The sequence below is a fragment of the Shinella sp. GW821-FHT10F02 genome, assembly GCF_058809275.1.
Window position 1 is genome coordinate 249712 of sequence record NZ_JBXASL010000007.1, and the last position, 17509, is coordinate 267220.

General features: G+C 63.8%; 15 protein-coding genes. 1 reads left to right on the forward strand and 14 read right to left on the reverse strand.

The genetic code is table 11. From position 1 onward, the window contains the following. Position 1: 1 nt before the first annotated feature. Positions 2 to 1258 carry a 3-oxo-isoapionate-4-phosphate decarboxylase OiaX gene (oiaX, locus tag AC1RWL_RS22500; protein WP_493096070.1) on the reverse strand — a complete coding sequence of 419 codons (1257 nt, stop codon included), beginning with the start codon at positions 1256 to 1258 and terminating at the stop codon, positions 2 to 4. A 141-nt stretch (positions 1259 to 1399) separates the two neighbouring features. On the opposite strand from oiaX, the gene AC1RWL_RS22505 reads away from it, so the two are divergent. Further along, positions 1400 to 2116, forward strand: coding sequence for a transcriptional regulator NanR (locus AC1RWL_RS22505; RefSeq protein ID WP_493096069.1), 717 nt, complete (start codon positions 1400 to 1402; stop codon positions 2114 to 2116). 3 nt (positions 2117 to 2119) lie between these two features. Here the strand turns inward: AC1RWL_RS22505 and apnL are convergent, their stop codons facing one another. The 13 genes from apnL to AC1RWL_RS22570 form a co-directional block, all read right to left on the reverse strand. Then, positions 2120 to 3988 carry a D-apionate lactonase gene (gene apnL / locus AC1RWL_RS22510; RefSeq protein ID WP_493096068.1) on the reverse strand — a complete coding sequence of 623 codons (1869 nt, stop codon included), beginning with the start codon at positions 3986 to 3988 and terminating at the stop codon, positions 2120 to 2122. Further along, a complete protein-coding gene (locus AC1RWL_RS22515) occupies positions 3985 to 5019 on the reverse strand; it encodes a Gfo/Idh/MocA family protein (protein ID WP_493096067.1) in 1035 nt (344 codons plus the stop codon). The genes apnL and AC1RWL_RS22515 overlap by 4 nt, the downstream gene beginning before the upstream one ends. 2 nt (positions 5020 to 5021) lie before the next feature. Next, the gene (locus tag AC1RWL_RS22520; RefSeq protein ID WP_493096066.1) at positions 5022 to 6089 is read right to left on the reverse strand and encodes an ABC transporter permease; all 1068 of its coding nucleotides are present in this window, start codon (positions 6087 to 6089) and stop codon (positions 5022 to 5024) included. Further along, positions 6089 to 7627, reverse strand: a complete 1539-nt coding sequence (locus AC1RWL_RS22525; protein WP_493096065.1) for a sugar ABC transporter ATP-binding protein — start codon at positions 7625 to 7627, stop codon at positions 6089 to 6091. Before AC1RWL_RS22525 ends, AC1RWL_RS22520 begins: the two co-directional genes overlap by 1 nt. 2 nt (positions 7628 to 7629) lie before the next feature. Continuing rightward, complete coding sequence (locus AC1RWL_RS22530) at positions 7630 to 8268, reverse strand: DUF2291 family protein (protein ID WP_493096064.1); 639 nt, start codon at positions 8266 to 8268, stop codon at positions 7630 to 7632. A 69-nt stretch (positions 8269 to 8337) separates the two neighbouring features. Beyond that, a complete protein-coding gene (locus tag AC1RWL_RS22535; RefSeq protein WP_256119687.1) occupies positions 8338 to 9279 on the reverse strand; it encodes a D-ribose ABC transporter substrate-binding protein in 942 nt (313 codons plus the stop codon). Between the two features lie 100 nt (positions 9280 to 9379). Continuing rightward, positions 9380 to 10207, reverse strand: coding sequence for a phosphogluconate dehydrogenase C-terminal domain-containing protein (locus AC1RWL_RS22540; protein ID WP_493096063.1), 828 nt, complete (start codon positions 10205 to 10207; stop codon positions 9380 to 9382). A 198-nt stretch (positions 10208 to 10405) separates the two neighbouring features. Next, positions 10406 to 12106, reverse strand: a complete 1701-nt coding sequence (locus AC1RWL_RS22545; RefSeq protein WP_493096062.1) for a dihydroxyacetone kinase family protein — start codon at positions 12104 to 12106, stop codon at positions 10406 to 10408. Between the two features lie 78 nt (positions 12107 to 12184). Next, complete coding sequence (locus tag AC1RWL_RS22550) at positions 12185 to 12937, reverse strand: DeoR/GlpR family DNA-binding transcription regulator (protein ID WP_493096189.1); 753 nt, start codon at positions 12935 to 12937, stop codon at positions 12185 to 12187. Between the two features lie 216 nt (positions 12938 to 13153). Then, complete coding sequence (locus AC1RWL_RS22555) at positions 13154 to 14101, reverse strand: D-ribose ABC transporter substrate-binding protein (protein WP_256119684.1); 948 nt, start codon at positions 14099 to 14101, stop codon at positions 13154 to 13156. Positions 14102 to 14235: 134 nt separating this feature from the next. Then, positions 14236 to 15276, reverse strand: a complete 1041-nt coding sequence (locus tag AC1RWL_RS22560) for an ABC transporter permease (RefSeq protein ID WP_493096061.1) — start codon at positions 15274 to 15276, stop codon at positions 14236 to 14238. Between the two features lie 13 nt (positions 15277 to 15289). Continuing rightward, positions 15290 to 16831: a sugar ABC transporter ATP-binding protein gene (locus AC1RWL_RS22565; RefSeq protein ID WP_256119682.1), complete on the reverse strand. Its 1542-nt coding sequence runs from the start codon at positions 16829 to 16831 to the stop codon at positions 15290 to 15292. Next, on the reverse strand, positions 16828 to 17478 hold the full coding sequence (locus AC1RWL_RS22570) for a DUF2291 family protein (RefSeq protein WP_493096060.1): 651 nt from the start codon (positions 17476 to 17478) through the stop codon (positions 16828 to 16830). The genes AC1RWL_RS22565 and AC1RWL_RS22570 overlap by 4 nt, the downstream gene beginning before the upstream one ends. Positions 17479 to 17509: the final 31 nt, after the last annotated feature.

Genomic DNA, 17509 nt, shown 5'->3' on the forward strand with positions numbered 1-17509 from the left:
GTCAGGCCGCCTTGCCATCGGCAAATTTTGCGATGGATTGCGCGAGTTCCGGATGGTCCTTCGCATAGGTTTCGAGCGGCACGCCGGCAACCGCCGCCTCCCAGGCCTGCCGGACGGCCTTCACCCCCGCTCCCGGCCCGCCCGGATGGCTGACGATACCGCCGCCGCACAAATAGAGCAGGTCCGTCGAGCCGCCCGTCGCCGCGATCGTATCCGGCGCCTGTCCGCCCCATTGGCCGGAACCGATCACCGGCAGCGCCACATCGCCTTCGAAAAACAGCGGTGTCGTGACCGCCTTGTATGAGCGCACGAAGCTCTCGTCCGGCTCCCAGTATTTCACACGGATGCCGTTGATCTGGAACTGGTCGACGCCGAGGAGGCGCCAGAACTGCTGCCAGACGGAAAATTCGAAGCCAAGGCCAGCATGGCGCGTAAAAATATCCCAGCCGTTGCGGTGGGCATGCAGCACGAGGCCGGAGCGCTTGCGCAGGAAGGCCATGCCGCCGAAGCCGATCGAATTGATGTTGACGACGGCGCAATTGCCGCCCGCCGCAAGCACGAGATCGTGGTTGCGCATCATCTCGTCGGGATCGGCATGGCTGATGCCGAAGGCATACATCACCTTCTTGCCGGTCTTCTGCTCGTGATCGAGGATTTTCGGCATGATCGCCGCCACGCGGTCCTTCAGCGGCGAATAGGCCGGGCTCATCAGTTTCTCATCGTCCTTGATGAAATCGACATCCGCCGCGATCAGCTCGCCGACCATCTCCGCCGTCTCGTGCGGCCGCAATCCCAGCGCCGGCTTAACGATGGTGCCGATGATCGGCCGGTCCTTCACGCCGGTCAGCGCGAAACTGCCGGCCACGCCGAACTGCGGCCCCGGATGCGCGATGGCAAAATCCTGCGGCAGCTGCATGCCGACAATGCGGATGCCTGTCATGCCCTTGATGGAAAACACACCGCCGATCGCGATGGTCATCAACGCGGAAAGATCGGTGCCGACGGCATCCATCGGGAAATCGATATCGACATCCGCCCGGTTGAACAGCGTCGCCCCTCCGGCCTCGTCGGGAAAGGACGCACGGTCGGTGGGCGGCAGGGGGCGGATGGCGGCGACACGGGCGGCCACGCGGGCCTTCAGCTCCTCCGTCTCCCCCGGCAGCGCCACAAAGGTGCCGGTCGACTGGTCGCTGGCGATCTTCACCGCCATCGCCTCCACCGAACCGGGCGTCTCTATCCGATAGGTCAGACGGATCACGCTTTCTCCTCCCATGGCCTGCTTGTTAAAACCCATCAGCTGGTATAATGAGTATTTATGTTATTGCAAGCTGGCCGTCGCGAAACCTGTTGCAGCGATGGAACTTGGTGCATATTCAAACCTGTCGAAACCAGGTGACCCATGAACGTCGTTTCCGAACCGATCCACCGCAAAAAACTCTCCGACGAGGTCTTCGCGCGCCTGAAGTTGATGATCGAGACCGGCGAGCTGAAGGCCGGCGACGACATGCCCTCCGAGCGCGAGCTGATGGAGCGCTACGGCGTTGGCCGCCCGGCCATCCGCGAGGCGATGCAGGCGCTGGCCGGCAAGGGCCTCGTCGAGATTTCGCAGGGCGAGCGCGCCAAGGTGCTGCGCATCACCGCCGAATCCATCATCCGTCAGGTCGACCTGCCGGCCAAGCTGATGCTCTCCGGCTCGTCCGATTCGCTGGAGCACCTGAAGAGCGCACGCATCTTCTTCGAGCGCGGCATGATCCGCGAGGCCGCCGCCAAGGCAAGCCCGGTGCAGATCGCCGAATTGCGCGCACTGCTCGACAAGCAGAAGCAGAGCCTGGGCGATGCCAATGCCTTCATCGATGCCGACATGGAATTCCACCAGGCCATCGCGCAGATTTCCGGCAACCCGATCTTCGTGGCCGTCAGCGGCGCGATGCTGGGATGGCTGAAATCCTATCATACGGAAATGCTCATCTGGACGGGCCGCGAGAATTTCACGCTTGCCGAACACGAGGAAATCATCCGCGCGATCGAGAAGGGCGACGCCGATTTTGCGGAAAAGGCGATGATCAAGCACCTGGAACGGTCCCGCGCGCTCTATGCCCTCAAGGCTCGAACGTAAGCCTTAAAGCACGATCTCGACACAGCCATAGGGCGGCAGCGTGATCTGCGCCTCCGCCGGCAGTTTCGTCCCTTCGGCGCCAATCTCCAGAACCTTGCGCGGCTTGGTGGCAAGTTCGATCACCTTTGCCTCCGGCGTGATATTGGCCAGCAGCAGCCGGTTCTTCGAGGCCAGCCCCAGCACCGCATCCGGCCGCGACGTTTCGACGGCAACCAGCTCCTCGCCTGCCAGCGTGCCGAGCCGCGCCAGCACATGCGCGAGCGGTCGCGGCGCGTCCTTCGTCGTCGGCTCGCCCTCGCCGGCCACCAGCCCGAAGGGGCCTGCCAGCGTCGAAAGCGTCAGGACCTCCAGCCCCGCCGACGCCACCGTCGCGGCATAGGCGAGCGTCCAGGCCGCGCCGAACTGGCCATTGTGCCGCGGATCGACATTGGCCATGGCGATACGGGCGCCTGCCGGGTTCTCCTTCGTCGCGCTGCCATAGGGGTTCTGCCGCATGGCGATCGTCGAGGGGCCGATTCGGTAGGGCTTGTCGCCATAGAGGGCTCGGGTGGAACTCACCACATAGCGCAGCGCCTCGAAGGTCTGCATCACGGAGAGATCGTCGGCCGCATGCACGATCGGGTTGGTGCAATGGCTGATATAATCGATGGGATCGCCCGGCACGCGCTTGCGGTTCAGCTCCGTAAAATAGCTCATCATGCCGCCGCCAAGCCGGATGCCTGGAAAGGCCGCGCGCGCGGCGGCATAAAGGTCCTCCAGCGGCGGGCAGTCCGGCCAAGCGCTGCCCGGCGGCGTCGATTGGCGATCGACCGAGGGGCAGACGAACAGCGTATCGAGCGTCAGGTTGCAATGACCGACAAGGGCGGCGAATTCCGTCATCTCCTCGTCGAGCGGGCGCAGGCAGGGCACGGCAAGTTCCAGCGTCACCTTGAGGCCGGAGCGGGTGGCAATCTCCGCGTAGCTCTTCAGCGCCGCCTCGCCATGGCCCGCGTCAGCGTCGAAATGTGCAATCAGGTGCCGCGCGCCGAGCATCCCGAGAAGATCGAGCGCGGCCACTTCCTCCGCAAAACATTCCGGCCGGAGACCGATGCCGAGTTCGGGAAAACGCAGCGGCGTCGATTTCAACTCGACCGAAATCACCTCGTCCGTGCCCGCGGCGGTGGCCGCGACCTCCTCCGCCTGGATTGCGACGGAAATCCGCTGGCTGAACGGCTGGTTCGCCTGCACGAGATAGGGCCAGGGCAGCGCCAGCGGCCGCACATAGGTCTTGTAGGACCCGTCGGTCCAGTTGCGCTGGTCCTCCATCTCGAAAATATCGCCACCGAATTCCGTCGTCGCCTCGATGCCGGGCGCGACGCTATGCATGATCGCGGCGATATCCTTGAACGGCTGCCAAGGCTCGATCTCGTCTGGCCAGCGTGCTAATTCGAGGCTGCCATCGCCATGCCGGACCTGCACCGGCTGACCCGCCAGGCCGGCCACCGGATGCAGCACAACGAAGCCGGCCCGCGCCGTTTCGAAATCGGCATCGCTCACGCAATCGGCCGAAAAGCTCACGCCCTCGGCAGTGCCCGAGATACCGATATTGCAATCGAGATGGGCACCGGATGGTGCGGTAAAACGGGCGCGATAGCTGACCGAAAAGCCGCGTTCGGTCTCCTCGATAGCGAGGTCGGCGATCGCCGCGCTGCATGTGCCCCAATCCTTGTCGCGCACCAGGAAGGCGATGGCGCGCAGGACCTCATGGCCGCGAAAACGCAGGGTGCGAAGATTGCCGTCCTGAAGCACGACGCCGAGCGCACCCACGGCAAGAGACCAGCTTTCCGGCTCGCGCTCGTCGGTGCCATAGAGCTGGAACACGTCCGCACTCATCCGAGCAGGTCTCCCAGCCTTACGGTCTCGCCGCGCTCGGCACTGAGATAGGCGGCTTCGACCAGCGCAAAGGTTTTGAGATTGTCCCGGCCGGATGTATCCGGCTGCTTCCCCTCAGCCAGCCGCTCGATCCAGTGCTTCTGGATGAGCGCCACGCTCTCCTGGATATTGTGCCAGGGACGTGAGGCCCAGGGCAGCAGGTTCGGCGCAACGGTACTCTCCGTCGTTCCATTCGGGCCATGCACGGTGAGCCGGTAGTCCTTGCCGAGCCGCAAGGTGCCCTCGCTTGCGTCGATCTCGACAAAGGTTTCCGGGAAGGGTTCTTCCGGCAGCTTGGTGGCGTAGCTGACGTCGACGATGGAGGTGATGCCATTGTCGTGGTCGAGCAGCATCGTCGCCACGTCCTCGCCGGCAATGGCCGGATTGATGCGGCGCGTGCGGGCGGTCATGCGGCTGGCATCGCCGAACAGGAAGCGGGCGATATCCAGCGAATGGATGCCGAGATCCTCGATGATGAAGCGCTTGCCCTTGGCGAGATAGGGCTGGCCGGAGAAGACATCGAAACCGGAGCGGAAGGACACGCGACCCCAGAAGGGCGAGCCGATCGCACCGCTCTCCAGCACCGCCTTGACGGCGAGGATCGGCGTCTGCCAGCGGAAATTCTCGTGGATCATCAGCGGGATGCCGGCCTTTTCGGCGGCCGCCACCATGGCCTTGGCATCCTCCAGCGTCGGCGCAAAGGGCTTTTGGCAGATCGCCGGCACCTTGTGGCTGGCGGCAAGTTCCACCAGCGCCCGATGGCTGCCGACCGTCGTGGCGATATCGACGAAATCGAAGTCGCCATCGGCAAACATCTCTTCCGCCGACTGGTAGCGCCGCGCGACGCCGAACTGGTCACCGACGATTTTCAGCCGCTCCGGATCACGGTCGCAGATTGCCACGATCTCCACGTCGGCCAGGTCCTGCCAGCCATGCATCTGGTTGACGGCGAAGAAGCCGCAGCCGATCAATGCACCCTTGAATGCCGCCATGCTCAGCCTGCCTTTGCCATCTGCATCAGGGTCACGCGCTGTTGCAGCCGCCGTTGCGCCTGGTCGACCACCACGGCGACGATGATCACCAGACCCTTGATCACCATCTGCCAGAACGAACTCACGCCCATCATCACCAACCCGTCGGACAGAATGCCGATCACGAAGGCGCCGATGATCGTGCCGCCGATCGTGCCGCGCCCGCCAGACATGGATGTACCGCCCAAAACCGCCGCGGCAATGGCATTGAGTTCCAGATTGGTGCCGGTCGCCGGATGCGAGGCCATCAGCTCCGACGAAATGACGAGGCCGACGATCGCCGCGCAGAAGCCGGAGAACATGTAGACGAACATCTTGACGCGGTTGACGCGGATGCCGGACATGCGCGAGGCGCGCTCATTGCCGCCGACCGCAAAGATATGCCGGCCGAGCGGCACGAAGCGGGCGAAATAGGCGGCCCCCAATGCGACGACGATGAGAATCCAGACGGAGACCGGAAGCCCGAGGATCGAACCGGAGCCGAGATAGGAAAAACCCTGGTTGCCGAGGTCTTCGCGGCCCGTGAGATTGGGCAATGTCTGTCCATCGGAATAGAGCAGCGCCATGCCCCTCGCCACATAGAGCGTGCCGAGCGTCGCGATGAAGGGCGCAACATTCAGGCGGGTGATCAGCAGGCCGTTGACGGCGCCGATCAGGATGCCTACCACCATGACGATGATCGCGACCTCGACGATATTGAAATAGACCGTGTAGCCGAGCGGCAGCGCCACGCCATACATGATGAGCCCGCCGGCGATCATGCCGCAGAGGCCGACGATCGAGCCGACGGACAGGTCGATGCCGCCGGTGATGATGACGAAGGTCATGCCGATCGCCAGGAATGCGTTCTGCGTCGCGTGCTTGGACATCAGGATCATGTTCGCGGTCGACAGGAAGTTCGGCGCGAAGATCGAGAAGAAGATGATCACCGCGAAGAGCGCGATGAAGGTCCGGAGCTTCATCAGCGTAAGCAGTGCCGCGCCGGTCGAGAGGTGGTTGCCGGTGGCGGCAGTTTGTGTTGCTGTCGTCATCACGCATGCATCCTTTTGGTTTTATGTCCCTCTGCGGAGGCCGAAACGATCATCTCCTCGGTGGCATCCTTGCGATCCACCACCGTCACGAGCCGGCCGTTGCTCATGACGGCTATGCGGTCGGAGAGCGCCATGACCTCTTCGAGGTCGGAGGTGGAGAACAGGATGGCGAGCCCCTCGCCCGCCAGCCGCCGCATGGTGCGGAAGACGTCCGCCTTGGCGCCGACATCGATGCCGCGGCTTGGCTCGTCCATCAGCAGAACCTTCGGCCCGGTCATCAGCGCCTTGCCGATGACCACCTTCTGCTGGTTGCCGCCGGACATGGAGGTGACGTCGAAATCCGGGTTCTTCGCCTTGATCGAAAGGTTGCGGATCGCCTCCATGATCGCGCTTTTCTCAAGCTTCAGATCGATGTGAAAACCGGCCTTGAGGAACTGGCCGAGGCTCGCCATGGACAGGTTGTCGGCAATCGACATGGACTGTACGAGCCCCTCGCGCTGGCGATCCTCCGGGATCAGCGCCAGCCCCTCGCGGATACGCCGGGTCGTGTCACGCCCTTTCAGCTCCTCGCCCTCGACGAAGATCTTGCCGGTATAATGCTCGTGCCGGCCCATGATGCATTCGAAAAGCTCGGAGCGCCCTGCGCCCATCAGGCCGTAGATGCCGAGAATTTCGCCCTTGCGCACGCCGATCGAGACATGATCGACGGCATAGCCGCCTTGGGCGCGTGGCAGGCAGATGTTTTCCGTGCGAAACACTTCCTCACCCGGTTCATGCTCGACCTGCTTGGCAAAATCCTTGGCATCCGAGCCGATCATCGAGCGCACGATCCAGCGCGTGTCGATGTCCTTCACCATGGCATGGCCGGTGATCTGGCCGTCCTTCAAGACGGTAATATAGTCGCCGATGCGCATCAGCTCTTCCAGCCGGTGCGAGATATAGACGATCGCGACGCCGCGCGCCTTGAGGTCTGCAATCACCCGGAAGAGCACGTCGACCTCGGCGGCACTCAGCGCCGAGGTGGGCTCGTCCATGATGAGGATGCGGGTGTCGAGCGAGACGGCGCGGGCGATCTCAACGAGCTGCTGCTGGCCGATCGGCAGGTCTTCAGCGAGCGTATCGGCCGAAATGCCGGCTTCGAGCCGGTTCAAAAATTCATTGGCCTTTTCCACCTGTGCCTTGTGGTCGATGCCGCGCAGGCCGCGGGTGATCTCGCGGGTCGCAAAGATGTTTTCGGCGACGGAGAGATTGCCGAAGAGGTTCAGCTCCTGGAAGACGATGCCGATGCCATGGCGCACCGCGTCGGCCGGGCTGTTGAGGTGGATGCACTCGCCATCCATCCAGATTTCGCCGAGCGTCGGCCGCTCGACGCCGGCGATGATGCGCATCATCGTCGATTTTCCGGCGCCGTTTTCGCCCACGAGCACATTCACCGCGCCGCGCCGAAGCTTGAGGTCCGCCTTCTTCAGCGCCACGATGCCGGAATAGGCCTTGGTGATGTCCTTCAGTTCGAGAATGACGTCATCGGGTTCGGCCATGTTCAGCCTCCGACCGTGATGGTGGCAGGCACGAATTGCGGCAGCTGGCCCTTGGCCGGCAGCGGATAGGCACCGGTCGCCTTAATCGTCTTGCCGGTCAGGCCGTCCCGCGAAAGCTTTTCCAGCAGCGTGCCGTTCACATGGGTGTTGAACGACTTGCCGTACTGCGCCCATTCGATCTGGTTCTTGAACTCGTTGAAATTCACGAATGTCAGGCTGTCGCGCAGCGCCGTGCCGCGGATCGCCGGGCCGATCGAGACGCGCACATCCGCCCTGCTGTCGCCATCGACATCCACGTCGACGTAAGCCGCGCGCGACTTCGTCTCCTCGCCGACGATCACGCCGTCGATTTTGGCCGCAAAGGTCCAGGGCGCATTGCCCTGCTTTTCCTTGTGGCCGTATTTTTCGGCGGCCGCATTCAGGTCGCTTGCGGCGAGCGCGGAAACCTCTTGGAAGGGGCCGGCGCGTTCTTCGAGATAGGGAACGACCTTGGTGTCCCAGATATCGGCGACCAGCTTGTCCGGATTGAAGGCGCCGGCTGCCGCCTGCTTCTGCTCGTCCTCCGTCTTGACGAACTTGCAGCCGCCAAGCACCAGCGCGCCGGCAAGCAGAACCGTACAGGCAGCCTGAAATTTCGGCATTCCCATTCTCCGTCGTGAACAGCAAACGCGAGGCAGGACCGCACCCTGCCTCGCGCCATCGCGGGAGGATTATTCGGTGAGCGCGAAGGTTTCGAGCTTGCCGGCATTGTCCGCGGTGATGAGCACGCAGTCCATGAGCTGCTTTTCCTCGGCCGGCGCCTTGCCGGTCGTGATGTATTCATGCGCCTGGGTGACGGCGAGCTGGGCCTGGGCATAGGCCGGCTGCATGACGGTGGCCTTGATGCCGCCTGCCTTGATGGAGTCGCGCACGTCGTTCGAGCCGTCGAAGCCGACGACGATGACATCCTTGCGGCCGGCAGCCTGGAGGGCGGCGATCGCGCCCATGGCCATCGTGTCATTGCCGGCGATCACGCCCTGGATATCCGGGTTCGCCTGAAGGATGGTCTCCATCTTGGAGTAGCCTTCGGTCTGGCTCCAGTTGGCCGACTGCTGGGCGACCATCTTCATGTCCGGATATTCGTCGATGACGTCGTGGTAGCCCTTGGAGCGGATGCCGGCATTGAGATCGGCTTCGCGGCCGAGCAGCTCGACATAATTGCCCTTCTCGCCCATCAGCTTGACGAACTCTTCGGCACCGAGCTGCGCGCCCTGGTAGTTGTTCGAGACGATCTGCGAGACGGCGACGCCGGTGGCGTTGATTTCGCGGTCGATCAGGAAGGAGGGAATGCCCGCATCCTTCGCCTTCTGTACGGCGGCGATCGAGGCTTCCGAGCCGGCATTGTCGAGGATGATCGCCTTGGCGCCGCGGCCGATCGCGGTGTCGATGAGCTGCGACTGCTTGTTGGCGTCATCGTCATGAACCAGCACCAGCGTCTCGTAGCCGAGTTCCTTGGCCTTGGCTTCTGCACCGACCGCTTCCGCCTTGAAGAACGGATTGTCATGGCTCGGCGTGATGATGGCGATGAGATCGGCGGCGAAGGACGGCATGGCGACGCTTGCGGCCATGACGGCAGCAAAGCCGACGGTGATCAGTCTGCGGGTAATGTTCATCTTTTCCTCCCGGTTAGGCACCGGTCTCCAGCGGCCATCCCTCCATTGAAAATGGCCGCCCCGGTGCAAGTCTTCGTCGGCGGGCAAAACCCGCCGGAAATCAGGTGATGCGCTGGATGCTGGCGGCGATTTCCGCGGGCTCGAAGACCCGCTTCCAGTCGTCTTTCATCAGCACCGGCTTGCCGAATTCGATCGCCTTGTTGCAGGCATCGGAGAAGACACCCGGCGTCTCCTCGAAGATCACGGCGCCGAGCACGTTCATGTGGCCGAGCAGGAAGTCGCGCGCGGCCTCCTTGGCAACGCCGCGGCGCACGCATTCGTCCATGGCCTCGCGCATGACGACGAGCAGCGAGGCGCAGACCGTTTCGGAAAGGCCCGGCTCCAAAAGCGCCATCTGCTCGACGGTAACCCGATGCGAACGCATGACCGGCGCCCAGATGACCTTGGCGATCTCCTCGCCCAGCGCATAAGCCTCTTCCGGCCCCTGCATCAGGGCGGAAACGATGTGCTGTTTGGCGGCGATACCGCCGAAGAAGTCGCGCTTGGCGGAGGGGTCCGTCTCGTCGTTGAAGATCGGCGGATGGCAGGGATGCGTGACGAAATAGGTGAGGTCCGCGCGCTCCGGCAGGTGGCCGGCAAAGGGTGCGGCGGCGTCGAGCGCCACGACCATCGTGCCCGGCTTCAGCTTGTCGGCAATGCCCGCCGCGATCTTGCCGATCGCCGTATCCGGAACCGCGAGGATGACGACGTCAGCGCCGTCGAGGCCTTCCTCAGCCGAGACGCAGGAGAGACCGAGATCGCCGGAAAGCCGCGCCTTGCCGGCGTCGCTCACCTCGATGTGGCGAACATCGAAGCGCGAACCCTTCAGATTCTTGGCGAGCCGATAGCCCATTTTGCCACCGGCACCGAACAGCGCGATCGATGTCATCGAAGACCTCCCTGAATGCATTTCCTTCCCCGGTCGCCCGGTGTGAGCCTATATTTCCCAACTGGTATAACATGTCAATAAGCGTATCTAAAAATATGTGATGTTATAGCAAGCGTAATAGGTGCATGCACGCGACGCCGCGATGCCGAACGTCGCAAGACGTTCGGTGCACCTTCCAATCAATTCGATGGAAGCGCCTTAACGGCGCGCGGCAATCGCCTTCGCGATGAGGGCCAGCGAGACCGCGCCGGCATCGGGATGGCCGATGCTGCGCTCGGCGAGCGGGCGGGCGCGGCCAAGCCGTGGCGTCAGCGGCGCGGTGGCCTGGGCGGCCTCGTCACAGGTGATGCTCGCCTTATGCCACGCCTCCTTCAGGGAGAGGCCATCCTTCCGGGCGGTTTCCAGCGCCGCGACGAAGGGCAGGAAGGCATCGACGAGCGTCTTGTCCCCTGGCCGCGCGCCGCCGAGCCGCATCACATCGTCGAGCGCAAGGCGTGCACCGCGCACGACATCCGCATCCGAAATGGCCTTGTCATCCGAGAAGGCCGAACTCCAGGAACGCAACAGCAAGCCCCAGATCGCACCCGACGTCCCGCCGGCACGGTCCGCCCAGGCGTCACCCGCCGCGGCGAGAGCGCTTTTGGCGCCGGCCCCGCTCGCGACGGCCTGGTTGATGGCGTCGCGGGCGGCATTGGCCCCGCGCCGCATGCCTTGCCCATGGTCGCCATCGCCGGCAAAGGCGTCGATCCGCCCCAGTTCTGCCTCCGCCTCGGAGAGAACGGACACCATCGTATCGAGAATGCCGCCAAGGCAACGGGCGCTTTCGCGCGATGCGCTAGAGGCTGGGCCGAAGGTGGGCACCTCGTCCTCCGCACTCACCTTGAACGCGGCCAGCTCGGTCGCGAATGTTTCGCCGCGGCGGAAGACGGGCGTATCGCAGGGCGCCAGCCAGTAGCGCTCCAGCTCCTCGTCGAGCCACATCACGGTGAGCGAGCAACCTTGCATGTCGAGGCTCGTCACATATTCGCCGACCTCCGGCGCGACGAGATCCACACCGGCCGCCTGCAACTGGCTTTCGACCGCACCCCAGAGAACGAAGAGTTCCTCATATTTGGTGGCGCCGAGACCGTTGAGAAGCACGGCAGCGCGGCGCGCACCGGCCGGGCGCTCGGCAAGCACGGTCTCCACCAGCAGCTTCGCCAGCTCCCCCGCCGGCACGATGCGCGCATCCCGAATGCCAGGCTCGCCATGAATGCCGAGGCCGAGCGCCATCATGCCCTTCGGCACGGTGAAGAGCGGCTCGGTGGCGCCCGGCAGCGTGCAGCCGCCGAAGGCGACGCCAAAGGAGAAGGTCCGGTCATTGGCAAGCCGCGTCACGCGTTCCACGTCATCGATGGCGAGGCCCGCCTCCGCAGCCGCCCCCGCCACCTTGAAGACGACGAAATCGCCGGCAATGCCGCGGCGCTGCAAATGGCTGTCCGCCGGCGCGCTCGCCACGTCGTCCGTTACCGTCACGATGCGCACGTCGATGCCTTCCGCCCGTAGCCGTTCCGCCGCGACGCCGAAATTCAGCACGTCGCCGGCATAGTTGCCGAAGCCGAGGATGATGCCGCCGCCATGATCCGCATTGCGGCAGACGCGGGCGACCGCCGCCGTGGAGGGCGAGGCGAAGATTTCGCCGGCCACCGCCGCATCCGCCATGCCCGGCCCGACATAACCGGCAAAGGCTGGATAGTGTCCGGACCCACCGCCGACGATGACCGACACCTTGCCGCGCGGCACCGCGGTAGCGCGCACCACGCCGCCCTTCACCAGCCGGACATAGCGCCCATAGACGCGCGAAAACCCTGCCAAAGCCGCGGACGCAAAAGTCTCGGGATCATCGACGATCTTGGTCATGGGTCTGCTCCTTGCCTGCCATTGAGCCGCGAAGATGCAACATCGGCCGCATGGAGAAAAGGGCAAACCCGCGATGTGTCAGTTGGAACGTTCGCCGTCCGCCACGATGACGTTGATGCCCTTGGCGCGCATGCGCGACAGGTGGGAGATCGGGATATCCTCGTCGACGATCACCGCGTCGAACTCTTCGAGCGTCGAGAAGTGGTGGAGCGCTCGCCGCTCGAACTTGGTGTGGTCCGCCAGAAGGACGCGCCGGGCAGAGCTTTCAAACATCGCGCGCTTGGTCGCCACCGTCTCCGGCGACTGGTGATAGACCACGTCGTCGACGATGGCCGAGAGCGACATGAAGACCGTATCGGCCCGCAGGCGGCGGATTTCATTCGTGGTGATATGGCCCATGAAGGCGTTGCACCAATTGTAGAACTGGCCGCCGAGACAGATCAGGTTGACGTCGTTGACGTCCTTCAATTCGTTGATGAGCACGAGCGAATTGGTGATGACGGTCAGCGGCACCTTGGCCGGCAGAAACGCCGTCATCTCATGCACCGTGGTCGCATCGTCAAGGAAAATCGCTTGGCCGGGTTCGACGAAGCTCATGGCGGCCCTGGCGATCGCCTTCTTCTCTTTCGCCTGCCTCGTCGCGCGGTAGACGTCGGAGGATTCGATGAGGCTGGTGGGCGCCGCGGAAACGATGCCGCGCGTCTTGCGGAACAGGCCGCGGCTGACGAGCTCGTCGACATCGCGGTGCGCCGTCATCAGGCTGATGCCGAAACGCTCGGTCAGATCCTCGATGCGGATGGAGCCTTCGGCGATGACCGTCTCGGCGATCATCTGGCGGCGCACGAGCTGGCGCGCATGGCGGCTGTCGCTCGGCAGCTCCTCCGAAAGCAAATCCTTGACGTCGACTTTCTTGTTCACGGGAAGACCCTGCCATGCTTCGAGGATAGCGTTTCGTATCTCGTATCGGGCGGCAAGGAAAATGCCAAGCTGGCCCCGGACGACCCGGGTGCGAAATGGGAGCGCCCCGAAAGGCGCTCCCGGTCTTGATTATTCGCTCAGGACGAAGGGAGCGGTGTACTTGTCGACATTGTCCTTGGTGATCAGCAGGCAATCGAACAGCTGCTTTTCGGTGTCGACACCGGTCGAGCCGTTCTTGATCACGTTGTCGGCCTGCTTGACGGCAGCTTCCGAGAAGACGGCGACGGGCTGGAGCACGGTGTACTGCAGTTCGCCAGCCTTGATGGCGGCGACGGCATCCGGCGAACCGTCGAAGCCGCCGACCTTCACCTGTTCCAGCTTGCCGGCTTCCTTGAGGGCGGCGATGGCACCGAGCGCCATTTCGTCATTGCCGCTGATCACGCCGATGATGTCCGGGTTTGCCTGAAGCAGCGACTGCATCTTGGCATGGCCCTTGGTGCGATCCCAATCAGCAACTTCCTTGCCGGACTTTTCGAGGTCCGGATACTGCGTCAGGACGGTTTCGTAACCGTTCGAGCGCGTTGCGGCGTTGTTGTCGGAGGGAGCGCCGAAGAGCTCGACATACTTGCCCTTGTCGCCGACCGCTTCGACCCACTGCTGGGCACCAAGCGCTGCGCCCTGGGCATTGTTCGAGACGAGCTGCGCCTTGGCGAGGCCTTCCTGGTTGATCTCGGCATTGACGAGGATGACCGGGATACCGGCCGCAACGGCCTTCTTGACCGCGCCGACCGAACCATCGGCATTGGCCGGATCGAGAATGATCGCGACCGACTTGTTGGTGATCGCGGTGTCGATCAGGTTGCTTTCGGTGTTGGTGTCGCCCTTGTGGGCGCCGACATTGGCGGTGTAGCCAAGGCTTTCGGCCGTCTTCTTGGCGACTTCGCCTTCCGTGAACCAGTAGGGGTTCGACGGATCGTTGACGATGACGGTGATCAGGCCTTCGGCCCAGGCGGTGCTGAACAGCAGCGGCAGAGCGGCAGTTGCTGCGAAGAGTACACGCATACCTTTTTTGAACATGGTCTCACTCCCTTTGTTGAGGCCGGCCCTTTGTCGAGCCCGGTTGCGCCGATTATCGGCAATACTTTCCGCTGCCAGGCCGATCATCGATCCACCTCTCCCGGTCGCGGTCGGTTCCAGTCAGCCGTCGCTGCTTAGCGGCGGCCGTATTTCAGGCTGTTGAGCAGGACGGCGGTGACGATCACGGCGCCGGTGAAAACCGTCTGCCAGTAGGCCGAGACACCGATGATCACGAGGCCATCCGACAGGAAGCCGATGACGAAGGCGCCGAGCATGGTGCCGATCACCGTGCCGCGGCCGCCGGTCAGCGCCGCACCGCCGATGACGACGGCGGCAATCGCCGTCAGCTCGTAGGTGGTTCCGGCCGTCGGGCCTGCGGAGGTGAGCTGCGAGGAGAGCACGAGGCCGGCGACGGCCGCGCAGATGCCCGACAGCACATAGACGGCGATCTTCACGCGCTTCACCGGCACACCGGAAAGTTCCGCCGCACGCTCGTTGCCGCCCGACGAGTAGAGCCAGCGGCCGAAGGCCGTGCGGGCCAGCAGGATGTGGCAGGTGACGGCGAAGACGAGGAGCACGAGCACGCCGATCGGCACGCCGGCCAGGCGGTTGAAGCCGAGCCAGTCGAAGCCGGTATTGCCAAGCTCCGGGCGGCCGCCGAGATTGTTGTAGGTGAGGCCGTTGGTCATGAGCAGCGCGATGCCGCGGGCGACATAGAGCACGCCGAGCGTCGCAACGAAGGCCGGCACGCGCAGATAGGCGATGAGCACCCCATTCACCGCACCGACGACGGCGCCGAGCAGGCAGGTGAGCACGACCACGACCCAGACCGACGGATAGAGGATCACGCCGATCTGCGGGATCGTGACACCCTGCATGAGGAAGCCCGCGACCACACCGGCAAGGCCGAGCGTCGAACCGACCGACAGATCGATGCCGCCGTTCAGGATGACGAGCAGCATGCCGATCGCCAAGAGGCCGAAGATCGCCACATGCGAGGCCATGATCAGGAAGTTGCTGACCGTCAGGTAATTCGGCGACATGGCCGAGAAGACCACGATGATGGCGATGAGGGCGAAGAAGGCGCGGCCTTCGAACAGAAGCTCGACAAAGCCCTTCTTGCGCTTGCCGCCGCGAACCGCTGCTTTTGTGTCGATTGCAGGTGTGACTGACATTGCTTCAGCGCTCCTAATGGGCATGCACGGCTTCGCCAGAGGCGGCCATGATCTGTTCCTTGGTCACATCAGGACCGAATTCTGCGGAGATGCGGCCGCGCCGCATGACGAGGATGCGGTGCGCGATGCTCAGGCACTCGCCGACCTCGGAGGTGGTATAGACGACGGCGAGGCCTTGCCGGGCGCGCTCGGCGAGCAGCTTGAAGACCTCGGCCTTGGCGCCGATATCGATGCCGCGGCTCGGCTCGTCGAGCAGGATCACTTCGGGATCGGTCGCCAGCATCTTGCCGATGACCACCTTCTGCTGGTTGCCGCCGGAAAGCGAACCGATGGGCGCGCCGCCGCCATCCGTCTTGATATGCACCTTGCGGATCGCCTCGCCGACCAGCCCCGCCTCGCGCGAAGTCGAGGTGAAGAGGCGGCGCGTAAAGGCGCCGATGCTGGCAAGCGACAGGTTGCGGCCGACCGTCATGGTCTGAACCAGGCCGTCGCGCTGCCGGTCTTCCGGCACCAGCACGAGGCCATCGCGAATGCAGCTTGCAATCGACTGCCCGGTAACGTCCCGGCCCTTCAGCACGACCTTGCCGGCAGATGCCTTCAGGCGTCCCGCGACCGCTTCGAGAAGTTCCGTGCGCCCCGCGCCCATCAGGCCATAGATGCAGACGATCTCGCCGGCGCGCACCGAGAGCGACAGCCCGTCCACCACCGAATAGCCGGCACCCGCCGGATCCGGCACGGTGATGCCCTCGATCGACAGCGCGACATCGCCCTTCTCGTAGCCCGTCGGCGGTGAGCCAAGGTCGAAATTGTCGCCGACCATGTGGCGCACGATCCATTCGAGATCGATGTCCTTGCGCTCGGCATAGGCCGTCATCGCGCCGTCGCGCAGCACCACCGCATGGTGGGTGATCTGCAAGGCCTCTTCGAGATGGTGCGAGATATAGACGATCGACACGCCGCGGCCCGTGAGGTCGCGGATGACCTTGAACAGCACTTCCACTTCCGTGGCCGACAGCGCCGAGGTCGGCTCGTCCATGATCAGGATGCGCGAATTGACCGAAAGGGCGCGCGCAATCTCAACGATCTGCTGCTGGCCAAGGCGCAGGTCCTCGACGGGGGTCAGAGGATCGATGTTCTCTTCCAATTCAGCCATCAGGAGGCGCGTCTGGCGCTCTTCTTCCGCGAAGTCCACGCCCGTCGCCGTCATGATCTCGCGACCCATGAAGATGTTGTCGCGCACGTTCATGTTGGGAGCGAGGCTCAGCTCCTGATGGATGATGGAGATACCGCGATCACGTGCTTGGGAGGATGACGCGAAAACGATTGGCTCTCCATCTAGGACGATCTCGCCGGAGGTGGGCTGCACCACGCCGGAGAGAATTTTCATCAGCGTCGACTTGCCGGCGCCGTTCTCGCCGAACAGCGTCGTCACCTGGCCGCGGTGAATGTCGAAGTTCACGCCCTTGAGGGCATGGATATTGCCATAGGCCTTCGCCACGTTGCGCGCGGCGAGAACGACTTCACCCTTCTGATACGAGCCATCGAGCGCACTCATTGGACGTCGATCCTCACGGGGGTGACGATCCAGCTCTTCGGATTGACGAGCTTGAAGACGCCGATGACCGTCACGGTCTTGCCGGTGAGCGCCGCCGGGTCGAGGCTGCCGAGCACGACCTTCTTGACCTCGTTGTTGATGGCCGAGCCGGCATCCTGATATTCGATCTGGTTCTTGAACTGGCCGAATTCGATCTGGCCCGTCGCATCGCGCAGGTCCGTGCCGTTCAGCGCCGGGCCAGTCTGCACGCGCAGCGTCAGCTCGGCGGGAAGGCCCTCGACGGCGACCACGTTGTAGTTCGCCTTGCGCTCGCCGACGACGCCGGTGAACTTGACCGGGAAGACAGGGCCGACGGAGGTCGCAACACCGTATTTTTCACCCGCCACCTTCTTGTCGGCGGTAATCGCCTGCGCCAGTTCCGCAGCCTCGACGGCGCGGGTCTCGACGCTCTGCTTGATCAGCGGGAACTGCTCGGTTCCGAACGCTTCCGGCGAGAACCGCTGCACCTGCACGTCCCTCTCGGAACCGATCTGCACGATCGTCGTGTCGAGCGCCATGGCCACGAGCAGCGCGACGACGGCGACGCCACCGATCCAGCGATAGCTCTTCGCGGGCTGGGGCGATTTGGAAATCGTGGTGTCAGTCATGTCGATTGGCCTTGGATGGAATGGGAGATTT

Excerpts from the sequence above, each read along its gene's own strand:
- AC1RWL_RS22505 (WP_493096069.1), top strand. The coding sequence starts at position 1,400 with ATGAACGTCGTTTCCGAACCGATCCACCGCAAAAAACTCTCCGACGAG.
- apnL (WP_493096068.1), bottom strand. The coding sequence starts at position 3,988 with ATGAGTGCGGACGTGTTCCAGCTCTATGGCACCGACGAGCGCGAGCCG.
- AC1RWL_RS22515 (WP_493096067.1), bottom strand. The coding sequence starts at position 5,019 with ATGGCGGCATTCAAGGGTGCATTGATCGGCTGCGGCTTCTTCGCCGTC.
- AC1RWL_RS22520 (WP_493096066.1), bottom strand. The coding sequence starts at position 6,089 with ATGACGACAGCAACACAAACTGCCGCCACCGGCAACCACCTCTCGACC.
- AC1RWL_RS22525 (WP_493096065.1), bottom strand. The coding sequence starts at position 7,627 with ATGGCCGAACCCGATGACGTCATTCTCGAACTGAAGGACATCACCAAG.
- AC1RWL_RS22530 (WP_493096064.1), bottom strand. The coding sequence starts at position 8,268 with ATGCCGAAATTTCAGGCTGCCTGTACGGTTCTGCTTGCCGGCGCGCTG.
- AC1RWL_RS22535 (WP_256119687.1), bottom strand. The coding sequence starts at position 9,279 with ATGAACATTACCCGCAGACTGATCACCGTCGGCTTTGCTGCCGTCATG.
- AC1RWL_RS22540 (WP_493096063.1), bottom strand. The coding sequence starts at position 10,207 with ATGACATCGATCGCGCTGTTCGGTGCCGGTGGCAAAATGGGCTATCGG.
- AC1RWL_RS22545 (WP_493096062.1), bottom strand. The coding sequence starts at position 12,106 with ATGACCAAGATCGTCGATGATCCCGAGACTTTTGCGTCCGCGGCTTTG.
- AC1RWL_RS22550 (WP_493096189.1), bottom strand. The coding sequence starts at position 12,937 with ATGATCGCCGAGACGGTCATCGCCGAAGGCTCCATCCGCATCGAGGAT.
- AC1RWL_RS22555 (WP_256119684.1), bottom strand. The coding sequence starts at position 14,101 with ATGTTCAAAAAAGGTATGCGTGTACTCTTCGCAGCAACTGCCGCTCTG.
- AC1RWL_RS22560 (WP_493096061.1), bottom strand. The coding sequence starts at position 15,276 with ATGTCAGTCACACCTGCAATCGACACAAAAGCAGCGGTTCGCGGCGGC.
- AC1RWL_RS22565 (WP_256119682.1), bottom strand. The coding sequence starts at position 16,831 with ATGAGTGCGCTCGATGGCTCGTATCAGAAGGGTGAAGTCGTTCTCGCC.
- AC1RWL_RS22570 (WP_493096060.1), bottom strand. The coding sequence starts at position 17,478 with ATGACTGACACCACGATTTCCAAATCGCCCCAGCCCGCGAAGAGCTAT.